This window comes from Streptomyces sp. NPDC058525, assembly GCF_042719495.1.
In the GTDB taxonomy this organism is placed as follows: domain Bacteria; phylum Actinomycetota; class Actinomycetes; order Streptomycetales; family Streptomycetaceae; genus Streptomyces.
This window is the reverse complement of sequence record NZ_JBHXNP010000087.1, coordinates 1-13,789: the sequence shown is the minus strand read 5'-3', so window position 1 is coordinate 13,789 and position 13,789 is coordinate 1. Positions and strand designations below refer to the sequence as shown.

Here is a 13,789-nt window from a genome sequence, read left to right as displayed (position 1 = left end):
TCCTGATGCGACCGCGGTTGGCCGCCCGGGACCGATGCGGATCAGTGCCAGAGGACGGCGATGAAGATATTGACCACGGTCAGACCGCCCACCGCGCCGAACAGCGCCTTCTCCACGCGCTCCTCGTCGCGCTTGACGTAGACGAGGGCGAGGATCACGAAGAGGATCGCCAGCTTCACGCCGACCTTGACGTTGTTGACGGCGGAGCCGTCCATCTCGTTGAAGCCGACCAGGAGCACGCCGGTGACGAGCATGGTGAGCGCGCCGTGCAGCATGGCGGGCACGAACCGGGCGGTGCCCGCGCTCATCGCCTTCATCTGGGTGAGGAACCCGCCGAGGAGGGAGGCGATCCCGATGATGTGCAGGCCGACGAAGACATTGATGAGTACGTCCATGGCGTCGAGCGTACGGGCGGGCCGCGGCGGCCCGGCGGGCGGGTGCCCGGCCGGTCGGGGGCCTTGTCGGGCGGTCGGGCAGGCGCCTCGTCGGGCGGTCGGGCAGGCGCCTCGTCGGGCGGTCGGGCAGGCGGCTTGACGGGCGGCCGGTCGGGCGGCTTGTCGGGCGGTCGGGAGGCCTCGACGGCGGGTCCGTGTCCGTACGGCTTCTGCGTACAGTTGGCCCATGGCCGCCGAAGAACTCCACCACCCCGACGCCGCCCGGATCGAGCTGGTCGAGGTCCTGGCAGCCCTCGGCCACCCCGTCCGGCTGGAGATCGTCCGGACCCTCTCCGGCGCGGGGGCGGAGGTCTTCTGCGGGGCCGTGGCCACCGGACTCCCGCGCTCCACCGTCACCCACCACCTGCGCACCCTGCGCGAGGCCGGGGTGATCCGCCAGCGGCCCGAAGGCCGCAGACTCTTCCTGACCCTGCGCCGCGAGGACCTGGAGCAGCGCTTCCCGGGACTGCTGGCCCTGGCCGTCGGCGATTTTCCGGGCCCGGGACCGGCTGTCGGTCCCGCCCCCTAGACTCGGAATGCGATGAGCAGCCTCTTTGACGACAGTTTCCTGGCGGACCTCACCCCCTCCGACGAGGTCCCGCCGCCGCCCGAGGACCACGCCGCCCCGGAGCCGGAGGCGGACGACCTCTTCGAGGGCAAGTTCGACGTACCCATGTCCGGGGACGCCTACTACCGGGACGGCGCCCCCAAGCCCGTGATCGACCCGGCGGTGCTCCTGGACGGGCTGAACGAGCAGCAGCGCGCGGCGGTGGTGCACGCGGGCTCGCCGCTGCTCATCGTCGCCGGCGCCGGCTCCGGGAAGACCCGGGTGCTGACCCACCGCATCGGACACCTGCTGTCCGCGCGCAACGTCCACCCGGGCCAGATCCTGGCGATCACCTTCACCAACAAGGCCGCCGGCGAGATGAAGGAGCGCGTGGAGGGCCTGGTCGGCCCGCGCGCCAACGCCATGTGGGTCTCCACCTTCCACAGCGCGTGCGTCCGCATCCTGCGCCGTGAGTCGAAGCGGCTCGGCTTCACCTCCTCGTTCTCGATCTACGACGCGGCCGACTCGAAGCGCCTGATGGCGCTCGTCTGCCGCGACCTGGACCTGGACCCGAAGAAGTTCCCGCCCAAGGCCTTCAACGCCAAGGTCTCGAACCTGAAGAACGAGCTGATCGACGCGGAGGCCTTCGCCGACCAGGCCGTCGACGGCTTCGAGAAGACGCTGGCCCAGGCGTACGGGATGTACCAGGGGCGGCTGCGCGAGGCGAACGCGCTCGACTTCGACGACATCATCATGACCACGGTCCACCTGCTCCAGGCGTTCCCGGACGTCGCCGAGCACTACCGGCGCCGCTTCCGGCACGTGCTGGTCGACGAGTACCAGGACACCAACCACGCCCAGTACACGCTGGTGCGCGAGCTGGTCGGCACCGGCTATCCGGACCTGCCCCCGGCCGAGCTGTGCGTGGTGGGTGACGCCGACCAGTCGATCTACGCCTTCCGCGGCGCGACCATCCGCAACATCCTCCAGTTCGAGGAGGACTACAAGGACGCGACGACGATCCTGCTCGAGCAGAATTACCGCTCCACGCAGACGATCCTCTCCGCCGCCAACGCGGTCATCGAGCGCAACGAGAACCGCCGCGCCAAGAACCTGTGGACCCAGGCCGGCACGGGCGCGGTCATCACCGGCTACGTCGCCGACACCGAGCACGACGAGGCGCAGTTCGTCGCCGACGAGATCGACCGCCTCACCGACGCCGGCGACGCCAAGGCCGGCGACGTCGCGATCTTCTACCGGACCAACGCGCAGTCACGCGTGTTCGAGGAGATTTTCATCCGGGTCGGGCTCCCGTACAAGGTCGTCGGCGGCGTCCGCTTCTACGAGCGCAAGGAGGTCCGCGACGTCCTCGCGTACCTGCGCGTCCTCGCCAACCCCGAGGACAACGTCCCGCTCCGCCGGATCCTGAACGTGCCCAAGCGCGGCATCGGCGAGCGCGCCGAGGCGATGATCGACGCGCTCGCGATGCGCGAGAAGATCACCTTCCCACAGGCGCTGCGGCGCGTGGACGAGGCCTTCGGCATGGCCGCGCGCTCCACGAACGCCGTGAAGCGCTTCAACGTCCTGATGGAAGAGCTCCGCACGATCGTCGACTCGGGCGCGGGCCCCGCGGTGGTGCTGGAGGCGGTGCTGGAGCGTACGGGCTACCTCGCCGAACTCCAGGCCTCGACCGACCCGCAGGACGAGACGCGGATCGAGAACCTCCAGGAACTGGCGGCGGTGGCTCTGGAGTTCGAGCAGGCCCGCGACCAGGCGGACACCTCCGCGCCCGGCGCCGCGGGGCCCGGGACGCTCGCCGAGTTCCTGGAGCAGGTCGCGCTGGTGGCCGACTCCGACCAGATCCCCGACGAGGCTGAGAGATCAGCGGCTGACGCCGCGGGCGAGGGCACGGGCGTCATCACGCTCATGACCCTGCACACCGCCAAGGGCCTGGAGTTCCCGGTGGTCTTCCTGACCGGCATGGAGGACGGGGTCTTCCCGCACATGCGGTCGCTGGGCCAGACCAAGGAGCTCGAGGAGGAGCGCCGCCTCGCGTACGTCGGCATCACGCGTGCGCGCGAGCGGCTGTATCTGACCCGGTCCTCGATGCGCAGCGCCTGGGGTACGCCCTCGTACAACCCGCCGTCGCGGTTCCTCGAGGAGATCCCGGCGGAGTACCTGCAGTGGAAGCGCACGGGCGCGGCCCAGAAGCCGGCCGGTCCGATCCGCGGCACGACCGGCGGGAAGGCGTCGTTCGGCACCTCGCCGGAGGCGTTCCTGTCCTCGTCGCGCACGAAGTCCGGTCCCTCGGGGTTCGCCACGCGCCGGGCCGCCGACAAGCCGGTGATCGCGCTGGTGGTCGGGGACCGGGTGACGCACGACCAGTTCGGGCTCGGCACCGTCATGGAGGTCAAGGGAGCGGGCGCGGACGCGCAGGCCACCATCGACTTCGGCGACGACAAGCCGAAGCGGCTGCTGCTGCGCTACGCGCCGGTGCAGAAGCTGTAGGCGGGGCTGTCGTGGTGGGCGCGGCCGTTGCCGCGCCCACGGGCGTTGCCGTGGTCGCTGCTGGGGCTGCCTGCTGGTTCCTAGTTCGGGTCCAGGCCGTGGCTGCGGAGCCATGCCAGGGGGTCGATCGCCGCTCCGCCGCCGGGCCGGACCTCGAAGTGGAGGTGCGGTCCGGTGGAGTTGCCCGAGTTGCCGGAGTACGCGATGACGTCGCCGGCCTTGACCTTGCCACCGCGGATCTTGGTGCTGCTGAGGTGGCAGTACCAGGTCTCGGTGCCGTCGGGCGCGGTGACGATGGCCATGTTCCCGTAGGCGCTGTTGTACTGGGTGCGCACGGTGCCGTCGGTGGCGGCCATGACCGGGGTGCCGTAGCCGACCGGGAAGTCGATGCCGGTGTGTACGGACATCCACATGCCGCCGGACTGGCCGAAGTTGGCGCTGAGGCCGTGCTGTTCGACGGGGATCGCGAACTTGGGGCGGGCCGCCTCCTTGGCCGCGGCCTCCTCCGCCTTGCGCTTCTTCTCCTCTTCCTGGCGCTCGCGCAGGTCGATGCGCTCCTGCGTGCGGCTCGCGCGGTCCGCGAAGTCTCCCGCGTCGGCGCTGAGCGCTGCCAGTTGGGTGTCGAGCTTGGTGTTCGCCGCGACGGGCTTCACCGAGGCCGGGTCGGGCGCGGCCATCGTGGTGGTGTCGTCGGCGGGCTTCTGCGTGCCGGTGAGCCCGCCGACGGAGGCGGCCGCGACACCCGCGACGCCCATCACGCAGGCGGAGGGCACGGCCACGGTCAGCAGGGCGGAACGCTTCGCCGGGGTCCGGCGGCGGCTGCTGCCACCGCCGCCCGCCTTGGCACTGCCCTTGGCGGAGGTCCGGCGCGCCGAGCGCGGCACGGAGGGAGAGGTGACGGGCATGGCCTGGGTGGGGAGGTCGTGGACCTCGGACACCTCGGACACCTCGGGCACTCCGGCCGCTTCGTCGCTCACGAGCTCGAAGACGGCGGTCTCTTCGTACGTCTCGGCGACGACGGTGTCCTGGGCCGGGATGTGGACCTCGTAGGCGTAGTCCGCGACGGTCGTCGTCGCCGCCTCGTACGTGTACTCCTGCGCGTAGTCGGGCTGCGCGGGCTGGTACTCGTACGCATACGCGGTCTCGGCCTGGTGCTGTGCCTGCGTCTCCGTGACCGTGTTCCACGCGGTGGCGTCGTACGCCCCGGTCTCGGTCCCGTAGCCCGGCATCGACCAGTGGCCGGTCTGCTCGCCGGAGGTGTCGTACCCGAAGGAGACGGCCGGCTGGTACTGCGCGTAACCGGACTGGTCCGTGCCCGCCGTGCTCCACGCACTGGCATCCCACTGACCGCTGCTGTCCGCAGGCAGGCCCTGGGACGGGATCGTGGACAGGTAGGCGTCCTGGGAGTTCCATGCCGTGGTGTCGTACGCGCCGGTCTCATAGGAGCCGTATGCAGCGTAGTTGACCCCCTGGCCCTGCGTTTCATAGGAAACGTAGGTCGAGTCACCAGCGAAAGTGGTGGTGGCAAGGCCGTCATACCCGGGATCCGGGTACTGGCCCGGCGAGGGGCGGTCGTTCACCAACTTCTCTTTCGCCTCGGCATTGGGGGGCCTGGGTGGCCGGGGAACTCGGGGTTCACCGGAGGAGAGCAGTGGCGTGACTGTACCCGGCGGTTACTGGCAACGACAATCTTCGGAGGGTTTCCTTGTCCGTGGAACCGGGCATTCGGCCCTCTTTCGGTCGCGTAAAGACGCAGCCTTGGCCTTGAGTTCGAAATTCGTTCGACTTCTCGTTGGTTGTTGTCTAGGCGACGGAAGCGGCTCCGGGGGCGGCTGCCGAGGCCGGTCCGATCCCGTCGAGGACGCGGCGGATGGCCGCGATCACGGTGGGGTGGACCGCCAGGGCGAGGTGCCCGATGCCGGTGACCTGCACGTTCTCCACGCGTAGATCCGGATGCTCGAGCCGGGCCGTCCCTACGGGCGTCATCACGGCATCGAACTCGCTCCAGAACGCCACGCACCGGGTGGTGCAGCCGGGCGCGGGCGCGGCCAGCTCGGCGAGCACGTCGGAGCCGGGACGCATCTGGCGCATGAGCGGGTGCGCGTCCAGGAAGGGGGCGATCTGCGTGCCGGAATGCGGGGTGCCGAGCGTGACGAGGGTCCGCACGCGGGCGTCGCCGCCGAGGCGCTGGACGTAGTACCGGCCGACCAGCCCGCCCAGGCTGTGCCCGACCAGGTCCACCCGGTCCTGCCCCGTGCGCTCGCACAGCTCCTCGACGCGCCGGGCCAGGTGGCGGGCCGCGACGCGCAGGTCGCGGGTGAAGGGCGAGTAGTTGTACGCCTCCACGTGCCGCAGACCGTCCGCCCCGAGGGCGCGGCGCAGCAGGACGAAGACGGAGCGGTTGTCGGTGAACCCGTGGAGGAGCAGGACGGGCGGGCGTGTCGCGGGCCGGCCGGTGGCGGCTTTCTCCTGGCACACCCCAGTGGGGTACAGGAGGAGATGTCCGCCGAGCACCACCACCTCGAGCGCGCCGGCCCTCAGCGCGGCGCCGGAGGCGGGAATCGACACGGGTATGTACAACCCCATTGACGGTCTCCCCTCAGCCCCTTGGGACTGTGGTCTGACGCCTGGTCTTGACGTCCACCGTGGCGCCACCGTGCCGTGCGGCTGTCGGCACGGTGGCGCAATGCCGTCCCACGTGTGATTTCCCCCTCCTGGTTGACCGCGAAACGGGAGCGTGCGCGATGCTGTACTTAACGTTCGTTCACTCGGGAGGCAGTGCGATGGGTGTGACCGGTCCGATCCGTGTGGTGGTGGCCAAGCCGGGTCTCGACGGCCACGACCGCGGCGCGAAGGTGATCGCGCGTGCGCTGCGTGACGCGGGCATGGAGGTCATCTACACGGGCCTTCACCAGACCCCCGAGCAGATCGTCGACACCGCCATCCAGGAGGACGCCGACGCGATCGGCCTCTCGATCCTCTCGGGCGCGCACAACACGCTGTTCGTGCGCGTCCTGGAACTCCTCAAGGAGCGCGACGCGGAGGACATCAAGGTCTTCGGCGGCGGCATCATCCCGGAGGACGACATCGCCCCCCTGAAGGAAAAGGGCGTAGCCGCCATCTTCACCCCGGGCGCAACGACGACTTCCATCGTCGACTGGGTCCAAGCCAACGTCCGCCAGTAACCCCCGCAGCCCGCTGCGACAGGCCCCCGGGCCCAGCCCGTCATGCTCCGACCAGCGCCGGGCCGCGCCCGCCTGGGCGGTCGGCCCCGCCTTGCGGGCACCCGGGCTGCACCCACATCCGGCCGCCTCTGGCGGGCGGCGGTCGCATCCAGCCGCACCGGGCGGACGGCGGGGGAAAATCAGCCTCGCCTGGGGGCACCTCCCAGCGGTAGCTGGGGGAGTTTGAGGCGCGGGGTCTGGGGCGGAGCCCCGGGTCCGGGCGGAGCCCGGCTCTGCCCGGACCTGGGACGGAGCCGGAGAGACTCAGGCCGGGGCCAGCTCCGTGAGCATGGTTTCGCGGAGGCGAAGGGTGGCGACGAGCCGCTGAAAGGCCTCGGCCCAGTACGCGGCGGCCCCACCAGCCGAATCCCCCGACTCCCCGCCCCCGGCATCGGCGGCCGCCTCCAACCGCCCAGCCTCCGCAGGATCAAGGCAGCGCTCCGCCAGCCCCATCACCCCGCTGAAGCTCCACGGGTAGCTGCCCGCCTCCCGGGCGGAATCCAGCGCGTCCACCACGGCCCGCCCCAGCGCCCCGGCCCACGGCACCACGCAGACCCCGAGCAGCTGGAACGCCTCCGACAGCCCGTGGGCCCGTATGAACCGCGCGACCCACTCCGCCCGTTCCCCGTCGGGCAGGGTCTCCAGGAGCTTGGCGCGCTCCGCGAGCGAGGCCGTGCCCGGGCCGGCCGCGGGCGGCGCGGACGCCTCGCCCAGCAGGGCCCGCGACCAGCGCGCATCGCGCTGGCGCACCGCCGCCCGGCACCACGCCGCGTGCAGCTCCTCCCGCCAGGATTCGCCTTCTGCCACCGGCAGCGCCACTATCTCCGCCGGGTCCAGCCCCCCGAACCGCTCCGGCCAGCAGGACAGCGGCGCCGATTCCACCAACTGGCCCAGCCACCAGGCCCGTTCGCCCCGCCCCGCGGGCGGGTTCCGGACGACCCCGTCCCGCAGCATCCCCGGATCGCATGCCGCGGGCGGATTCACCCCCTCCGGACCCACGCAGGCCAGGGCGCGCTCCGCCATCCGCCCCGCCAGCGCCGAGCCCGGCAGCGCCGACAGCAACTCGGCCGCCGTCGCACGGACATTGCGGCTGCGGTCGCCCAGAGCCGCCTCCAGGAACGGCTCGTCTCCGTCCGAGAGCCCCACCCGCAGCGAATCGAGGAACATCAGCCGGTCCTCGGCCCGCTCCGTGGCCCAGGTCGTCGCCAGCAGTTCCGTCGCGGCCGCCGCGTCGTGTGCCCGTACGGCGCCCAGCAGGGCCACCCGTTCCGCGAAGAGCCCCTCCTGCCAGAGCCGCTCCACCCCGGCCCGGTCGGTCACGGCCGGCAGCTCCCCGGCTCCGCCGGTCCCACCGCGCAGCGCGAACCGCCAGTCCGGATTCAGCCGCGCCAGCCACAGCCCCCGCGCCCCGGCCAGGGCGAGCGCCTGCGGCCGCAGGTCCGTACGGGCCCGGGCCGCGTCCAGCAGCGCCGGTACGAGCGCCTCCGGCGAGCGGTAGCCGTGCCGGCCGGCCGCGGCCAGCCACTGCGGCAGCAGTTCCGTCAGGTCAGGGGCCGCACCGCGGCGTCCGCCGCCGCCCGCACCCGTCCGGCCGGCCAGCAGTTGCGCGAGCCGTTGCCGGGCCGCGGCCGGCGGTGCCGGACGCGGGTCCCGGGGCGCCGGATCCGGGAGCGGGCCGGCCTCGGCCGGCCGCAGCCCGGCCCGGCGCCGCACGGTGTGCACGGCCGCCGCGTCCAGCAGGGCCTGCGGCGAGCCGGCCGGGCCCCCGCCCCGGCGCCGGTCGGTGCCCAGCAGCGCCGCACCGACCAGCTCCCCCCAGTCCCCGTACTCCTCGTCGCCCTTGCCCATCGGACCCCTCCCTCGACACTCGTCCGTCGTCACTGCCCGCGCTCCGGTCCCGCCCCCTCCGCGGGACCGGAGCAGTCGATGCCCCGTCGTTCAACTGCGCTCAACTGGCGTGGTTGTCGTTCATGCAAGCCCCCCGGCCTCTCGTCACCACACGACGGCGCCCCCGCGCCGCCGCGTCCTTCCCCGTCCGTGCCGCCCCTTCGTGACGGCACACGTGTCCCCAGGCCCCTGCCGATTTCGTTGTGTTTTCCTGCTGCGCCGAGCCCGGTGTCAGGCCAGCGGAACCGCCTCGGGCGAGCCCGGCTGCCAGGCGGTCAGCGGGGTGAAGCCGCGGTGGCCGCACTCCCCGAACACCGTCACCGGGCCCCCGCCCGACAGCGCGGCCAGCTGCCACAGGCCGCCGCGCGAGCGGCTGCCCGCCCCCGTGACGGGCACCGGCAGCGCGGAGTCGCCCCCCGCGTCCGCCAGCTGCCAGCCGAGCTCTCCCGGTATCGGGATCACCGGGCCGAGCACCACCGGCCAGGACTCCAGCCACGGGTCCGCCCGCAGGGCCGCCCCGTAGGCCTCCAGCGCGGCCCCCGTGCTCACCCCGGCCGGAACCTCCGCGCACGGCACGGCCGCCGAGGGCCTCTCCCCCAGATCCGCCCGCAGCCCCGCCGACCCGGGCCGGAAGCGGACTTCCGCCTCCAGCACCAGCCCCACCGGCAGCGCCAGCCCCGGCGCCCGCCCGGGCGGGCCGAAGTCCAGCACCAGGGCCGGACGCCCGCCCGCCAGCCCGCGCAGCCATATCCGGCGGGTGGTGAGCCTGCCGTCAGGTGACACCGAGTCGTACTGGGACAGCACCAGCCAGCGGTCCCGTACGGCCTCCCCCTCCCCGGAGGCCGGCAGTCCCACGCGGCTGCGCACGGTCGCGACCAGCTCTTCGGGCAGTGCCGCCACGCCCAGCCAGGCCCGGTCCAGCAGGTGCAGCAGCGCCGCCTCCTCCAGCATCCTGGCGGGCCAGCCGGGGCCGCAACTGGGTATCGTCCCCAACTCCCTTACCCGACCGGCCAGTCCGGGCGCCTGGGCGTCGACCATCCGGGCGGCCGTCTCCTCCCATGCCGCGTAACCCGCCTGCTCCTGCCCGGCGAGACCGCCGCGCAGCAGGTCGGCCAGCCGCTGCTCCAGCTCGGTGACCCCCGCCCCGATCCGGGCCGCCCGCCGCTCGGCGCGCCGCCGGGCCCCCTCCTCGTCCACCGGCCGGCCCGCCGGAGCGGCCGGCCGCGCGGCCTTCGTCGCACGGTCCGCCAGCCACTCCGCGGCCCACTCCGGCGCCTCTCCCGGCTCGCCCACCCCCTCCGCGGACCAGAGCAGCAGCAGGCCCAGCGCGTGCTTGCACGGGAACTTCCGGCTCGGGCAGGAGCACTTGTACGCCGGTCCCGCCAGGTCCACGACCGTGCGGTACGGCTTGCTGCCGCTGCCCTTGCACAACCCCCATACAGAACCGGAAGCGGAACCTCCGATCTGTGACCACGGCCCCGCCCCGCCGAGTCTGCCTCCCGCCTTGCGCGAGGCATCGTCAGGAGCCAGAGCCAGTACCTGTTCCGCCGTCCAGCGGACCCCCTGCTCAGTCATGTGAACCACCGTACGGACCCCCACTGACAATCACTCTGACCTGCAACAACGCCTCGAACAAGGGGCGTTGTCAGTGGTGTGGTGCACCGTTGGAACAGCAGTCGGGAGCGGCTGCCGAGCATTGGAGGGGGACCATGACCACGCCCGAGAACGACCGCGGAAACCAGGCACTGCGACCGCACGCCGAAGACGCCTTCGCACACGAACTGAAAGCCCTGGCGGCCGCGGACGACCGGCCCCGCCCGGCCCGCTGGAAGCTCTCCCCGTGGGCCGTGGCCACCTACCTGCTCGGCGGCACCCTCGACGACGGCACGGCGATCACGCCCAAGTACATCGGGCCGCGCCGCATCGTCGAAGTAGCCGTCACCACACTGGCCACCGACCGCGCCCTGCTCCTCCTCGGCGTCCCCGGCACCGCGAAGACCTGGGTCTCCGAACACCTCGCCGCGGCCGTCAGCGGAGACTCCACGCTCCTGGTCCAGGGCACCGCCGGAACCCCGGAGGAGGCCATCCGGTACGGCTGGAACTACGCCCGCCTGCTCGCCCACGGCCCCAGCCGCGAAGCCCTCGTGCCCAGCCCCGTCATGCGCGCCATGGCCGACGGCATGACCGCCCGCGTCGAGGAGCTCACCCGCATCCCCGCCGACGTCCAGGACACCCTCATCACCGTCCTGTCCGAGAAGACCCTGCCGATACCGGAGCTCGGCGAAGAGGTGCAGGCCGTGGGCGGCTTCAACCTCATCGCCACCGCCAACGACCGCGACCGCGGGGTCAACGAGCTGTCCAGCGCGCTGCGCCGGCGCTTCAACACCGTCGTCCTGCCCCTGCCCGCCACCGCCGACGCCGAGGTCGACATCGTCGCCCGCCGCGTCGACCAGATGGGCCGCGCCCTTGACCTGCCGGCCGTGCCCGAGGGCCTGGAGGAGATCCGCCGCGTCGTCACCGTCTTCCGCGAGCTGCGCGACGGGGTCACCGGCGACGGCCGGACGAAGGTGAAGTCGCCCAGCGGCACCCTGTCCACCGCCGAGGCCATCTCCGTCGTCACCGGCGGCCTGGCCCTGGCCGCCCACTTCGGGGACGGCGTGCTCCGCCCCTCCGACGTGGCCGCCGGGATCCTCGGAGCCGTCGTCCGAGACCCGGCCGCCGACAAGGTGGTCTGGCAGGAGTACCTGGAGACCGTGGTCCGCGAGCGGGACGGCTGGAAGGACTTCTACCGGGCCTGCCGGGAGGTGACGGCATGAGCCCGCTGCTGCTCGGCGTACGGCACCACGGGCCCGGCTCGGCCCGCGCCGTGCGCGCCGCTCTCGACGCGGCCAGGCCGGCCGCCGTGCTCATCGAGGGGCCGCCCGAAGGGGACGCACTGCTCGCGCTGGCCGCCGACCCCGGGATGCGGCCGCCCGTGGCCCTGCTCGCACACGCCGCGGACGACCCCGGCCGCGCCGCGTTCTGGCCGCTGGCCGGCTTCTCCCCGGAGTGGATCGCGATCCGCTGGGCGCAGGAGGCGGGCGTACCGGTGCGGTTCATGGACCTCCCGGCCGCCCACACCCTGGCCCGCCGCGAAGAGGGGGAGGGGGACGGGGAGGAGCCCGACTCCGTGCGGGTGGACCCCCTCGCGGTGCTCGCCGAGACCGCCGGGTACGACGATCCCGAGCGCTGGTGGGAGGACGTGGTCGAGCACCGGGGCACCGGGGCCGTGCCCGACCCGCTCGCCGCGTTCGAGGCGCTCGGGGAGGCCATGGGCGCACTGCGCGAGGCGTACGGCGACGGCGGCCACGCCCGCGACCTCGTGCGCGAGGCGTACATGCGGCAGCGGATGCGGGCCGCCCGCCGGGAGTTCGGCGACGCCTGCGCCGTGGTGTGCGGGGCCTGGCACGTGCCGGCGCTGCGGGCCGGTACCACCGCGGCCGCCGACAAGGCGCTGCTCACCGGCCTGCCGAAGGTCAAGGTGGAGACCACCTGGGTGCCCTGGACCCACCGCAGGCTGGCCCGGGCCGGCGGGTACGGCGCCGGGATCACCTCGCCCGGCTGGTACGCCCACCTCTTCGCGGCCCGGGACCGGCCCGTCGAGCGGTGGCTGACCAAGGCCGCCGGGCTGCTCCGGGAGGAGGACCGGCAGGTGTCCTCGGCGCACGTCATCGAGGCCGTGCGGCTCGCCGAGACGCTGGCCGCGATGCGCGGAAGACCGCTGCCCGGGCTGACGGAGACGCTGGAGGCGGTCCGGGCGGTGATGTGCGACGGATCCGACGTACCGCTCGCGCTGATCGAGGACCGGCTCGTCGTCGGGGACGTACTCGGGGAGGTCCCGGACACGGCCCCCGTCGTACCGCTCCAGCGCGACCTGACTCGCCGGCAGCGCTCGTTGCGGCTCAAGCCCGAGGCGCAGGAGCGCGAGCTGGAGCTCGACCTGCGCAAGGAGACCGACGCGGCCAAGTCGCTGCTGCTGCACCGGTTGCGGCTGCTCGGCATCGACTGGGGCATACCCACCGCCTCCCGGGGCAGCACCGGGACCTTCCGGGAGACCTGGCGGCTCCGCTGGGAGCCGGAGCTGTCGGTGCGGGTCGCGGAGGCCGGGATCTGGGGCACCACGGTGCTCGCGGCGGCCACCGCCAAGGCGGAGGCGGACGCGGTGGGCGCCGCGGAACTGGGCGAGGTCACCGCCCTCGCCGAACGGTGCCTGCTCGCCGGGCTGTCGGAGGCACTGCCCGCCGTCCTGCGGGCGCTCGCGGAGCGGGCCGCGCTGGACACCGATGTGGCACGGCTCGCCAAGGCCCTGCCGGCGCTGGCCCGTTCGCTGCGGTACGGGGACGTCCGCGGCACCGATGCGGCCGCCCTCGGCACGGTGGCGGCCGGGCTCGCCGAGCGGATATGCGTGGCACTGCCGTCCGCCTGTGCCACCGGGCTGGACGCCGACGCGGCGGCCGAGCTGCGCGGCCACGTGGACGGGGTGCACGGGGCGGTCGGGCTGCTGGCGGACGCGGACGACGGGCTGCGCGAGCGGTGGTCCGCGGTGCTGCGGACGCTGGCCGGCCGGGAGACCGTGCCGGGCCTGATACGCGGCCGTGCGGCCCGGCTGCTGCTCGACGACGGGCGGCTGCCGGCCGAGGAGACGGCCCGGCTGATGGGGCTCGCGCTGTCACCGGCGGGCGACCCGGCCGACGCGGCGGGCTGGATCGAGGGCTTCGCGGGCGGCAGTTCGGGCGGCGGGACCTTGCTGGTCCACGACGAACGGCTGCTGGGCCTGATCGACGGCTGGCTGACGGGGGTGCCGGAGCGGGCGTTCATCGATGTACTGCCGCTGCTGAGGCGGACGTTCGGGGCGTACGAGCCGGGGGTGAAGCAGACCCTGGGCGAGCTGGTCCGCCGGGGGCCGGGCGGCTCCGCCGGGTCGGCCGGGTCGGCCGGGGCCGGGGCGGAGGGGTTCGGGGCGGAGCTGGACGAGGTCCGTGCGGATGCGGTGCTGGACGTGGTCCGGATGCTGCTTTTGCCTCCCGGCGGGGTTGCGGTGCGGTGACGGGCGGCGGCCGGGGGCGGGTGCGGCGCCGTTGCCGGGGCTCCGCCCCGGACCCCGCGCCTCAAACGCCGGCGGGGCTGAAGATCGGGGCTCCGCCCCGGAC

10 protein-coding genes are annotated in these 13,789 nt (G+C 73.4%); 5 read left to right on the top strand and 5 right to left on the bottom strand.

The features are described 5' to 3' along the window. Nucleotides 1-41: 41 nt before the first annotated feature. Complete coding sequence (locus ACFWP3_RS31480; RefSeq protein ID WP_384227810.1) at nucleotides 42-395, bottom strand: hypothetical protein; 354 nt, start codon at nucleotides 393-395, stop codon at nucleotides 42-44. Between the two features lie 226 nt (nucleotides 396-621). On the opposite strand from ACFWP3_RS31480, the gene ACFWP3_RS31475 reads away from it, so the two are divergent. Beyond that, nucleotides 622-963, top strand: coding sequence for an ArsR/SmtB family transcription factor (locus ACFWP3_RS31475; protein ID WP_384227808.1), 342 nt, complete (start codon nucleotides 622-624; stop codon nucleotides 961-963). A 12-nt stretch (nucleotides 964-975) separates the two neighbouring features. After that, nucleotides 976-3,489 carry a DNA helicase PcrA gene (gene pcrA, locus ACFWP3_RS31470; protein WP_384227805.1) on the top strand — a complete coding sequence of 838 codons (2,514 nt, stop codon included), beginning with the start codon at nucleotides 976-978 and terminating at the stop codon, nucleotides 3,487-3,489. Nucleotides 3,490-3,569: 80 nt separating this feature from the next. Here pcrA and ACFWP3_RS31465 read toward each other — a convergent pair whose 3' ends face one another. Both ACFWP3_RS31465 and ACFWP3_RS31460 read right to left on the bottom strand, forming a co-directional pair. Continuing rightward, nucleotides 3,570-5,069, bottom strand: a complete 1,500-nt coding sequence (locus ACFWP3_RS31465; RefSeq protein WP_384227803.1) for a M23 family metallopeptidase — start codon at nucleotides 5,067-5,069, stop codon at nucleotides 3,570-3,572. 223 nt (nucleotides 5,070-5,292) lie between these two features. Continuing rightward, nucleotides 5,293-6,075, bottom strand: coding sequence for an esterase/lipase family protein (locus ACFWP3_RS31460; RefSeq protein ID WP_384227800.1), 783 nt, complete (start codon nucleotides 6,073-6,075; stop codon nucleotides 5,293-5,295). A 197-nt stretch (nucleotides 6,076-6,272) separates the two neighbouring features. Between ACFWP3_RS31460 and ACFWP3_RS31455 the strand changes: the two genes are divergently transcribed. Beyond that, nucleotides 6,273-6,674: a cobalamin B12-binding domain-containing protein gene (locus ACFWP3_RS31455; protein ID WP_384227798.1), complete on the top strand. Its 402-nt coding sequence runs from the start codon at nucleotides 6,273-6,275 to the stop codon at nucleotides 6,672-6,674. A gap of 303 nt (nucleotides 6,675-6,977) precedes the next feature. Here the strand turns inward: ACFWP3_RS31455 and ACFWP3_RS31450 are convergent, their stop codons facing one another. Together ACFWP3_RS31450 and ACFWP3_RS31445 are read right to left on the bottom strand one after the other, a co-directional pair. Next, nucleotides 6,978-8,561: a DUF5691 domain-containing protein gene (locus ACFWP3_RS31450; protein WP_384227796.1), complete on the bottom strand. Its 1,584-nt coding sequence runs from the start codon at nucleotides 8,559-8,561 to the stop codon at nucleotides 6,978-6,980. Nucleotides 8,562-8,831: 270 nt separating this feature from the next. After that, nucleotides 8,832-10,175 (bottom strand): SWIM zinc finger family protein, encoded by a 1,344-nt coding sequence (locus ACFWP3_RS31445; RefSeq protein WP_384227794.1) that lies wholly within the window; start codon nucleotides 10,173-10,175, stop codon nucleotides 8,832-8,834. A gap of 134 nt (nucleotides 10,176-10,309) precedes the next feature. Here ACFWP3_RS31445 and ACFWP3_RS31440 point away from each other — a divergent pair, with 134 nt between their 5' ends. Continuing rightward, the gene (locus ACFWP3_RS31440) at nucleotides 10,310-11,416 is read left to right on the top strand and encodes an AAA family ATPase (protein ID WP_384227792.1); all 1,107 of its coding nucleotides are present in this window, start codon (nucleotides 10,310-10,312) and stop codon (nucleotides 11,414-11,416) included. Then, a complete protein-coding gene (locus tag ACFWP3_RS31435) occupies nucleotides 11,413-13,686 on the top strand; it encodes a DUF5682 family protein (RefSeq protein ID WP_384227790.1) in 2,274 nt (757 codons plus the stop codon). Before ACFWP3_RS31440 ends, ACFWP3_RS31435 begins: the two co-directional genes overlap by 4 nt. The last annotated feature ends 103 nt before the right edge of the window (nucleotides 13,687-13,789 follow it).